At 66.8% G+C, this 1424-nt stretch carries 1 protein-coding gene; it reads right to left on the minus strand.

Annotated features, from left to right (window positions below; genetic code table 11):
* Nucleotides 1–33 precede the first annotated feature (33 nt).
* Nucleotides 34–1371, minus strand: a complete 1338-nt coding sequence (locus V7793_RS37555; RefSeq protein ID WP_336014224.1) for an IS630 family transposase — start codon at nt 1369–1371, stop codon at nt 34–36.
* Nucleotides 1372–1424: the final 53 nt, after the last annotated feature.

Below are 1424 nucleotides of genomic sequence, written 5' to 3' on the forward strand. Positions count from 1 at the left end.
GTGTGATGCGCCGGAAATCCGAGGTGTAAGTGGCTAGGTGTTTTCGATGTCGGGTGGAACGATCTTCGCGAGGTAGTCGGCGAGGGATTTGAGGATCTCGTCGGCTGTCTTGGTCCAGGTGAAGGGCCGCGGATTCTCGTTCCAGGTGTCGATCCATGCGGTGATGTCGTCCTCCAGTGCCTTCACGGAGGTGTGGACGCCGCGGCGGATGAGCTTGTCCGTCAGCAGGCCGAACCACCGCTCCACCTGATTGAGCCACGAGGATCCGGTGGGGGTGAAGTGGACATGGAAGCGGGGGTGTTTGCCCAGCCAGGCCCGGATCTCGGCGGTGTTGTGGGTGGCGTAGTTGTCACACACCAGGTGCACATCGAGCCCGGCGGGCACCGCCTTGTCGATCGTGACCAGGAACTTCTTGAACTCCCGGGCCCGGTGCCGACGGTGCGGTTCCGATATGACGCTGCCGTCGGCGATGTTGAAAGCGGCGAACAGGCTGGTGATGCCGTGCCGCAGGTAGTCGTGTGTGCGCCGCTCGGGCATGCCCGGCATCATCGGCAGCACCGGCTGGGACCGGTTCAGCGCCTGGATCTGGGACTTCTCGTCCACGCACAGCACCACCGCCTTCTCGGGCGGGTGGTGGTAGAGGCCGACGACGTCGACGACTTTCGCGACGAACTGGGGGTCGGTGGAGAGCTTGAAGGCGTCCTGCAGGTGCGGTTTGAGGTCAAACCGCTTCCAGATCCGCCCGATCGTCGACTTCGACAGGCCCGAGTGCTTCGCCATCGAGGCCCACGACCAGTGTGTGTCATTGCCCGGCGTGGACTCCAGCGTCGCCACGATCACGTCCTCGACCTGGTCCAGCAGGATGGAGGGCGGCCGGCCCGCCCGCGGCTCGTCCGCCAGCCCGTCCAGCCGGCGGGCGACGAACCGGGAGCGCCAGCGGGTCACCGACTGCTGGCTGACACCGAGCTCGGCGGCGATCCGCTTGTTCGTCCCGCCTGCCGCGCACGCCAGCACTATCCTCGCGCGCAGCGCGAGGTACTGCGCGGTCTTCGCCCGTCGGGCCCAGCGTGTCAGCTGGGCCCGCTCCACCTCGCTGAGCACCAGCTCCGCCTTGCGCCGTCCCAGCCGCGGCGCGTCGGCCAGGCCCGCCAGCCGGCGAGCGGCGAACCGCGTGCGCCACTTGCGGGCCGTATCTGCTGTCACGCCGAGTTTCTCGGCCACACGGATGGTCGGCAGCCCCTCCGCGCACGCCAGCACAATCCGGGCCCGCTCAGCCAGACGAGGACCTTCCGCCCCACATGCCCAGCGTGTCAGCTCGCCCAACTCCTCAGCAGACAACACAACTTCAACAGCACTCGGCCCCGGCGACATAACAACACCCTAGCCACTTACACCTCAGATTTCCGGCGCATCACACTATCACA

The organism is Streptomyces sp. KLMMK (assembly GCF_036961605.1).
Lineage (GTDB): Bacteria > Actinomycetota > Actinomycetes > Streptomycetales > Streptomycetaceae > Streptomyces > Streptomyces telluris.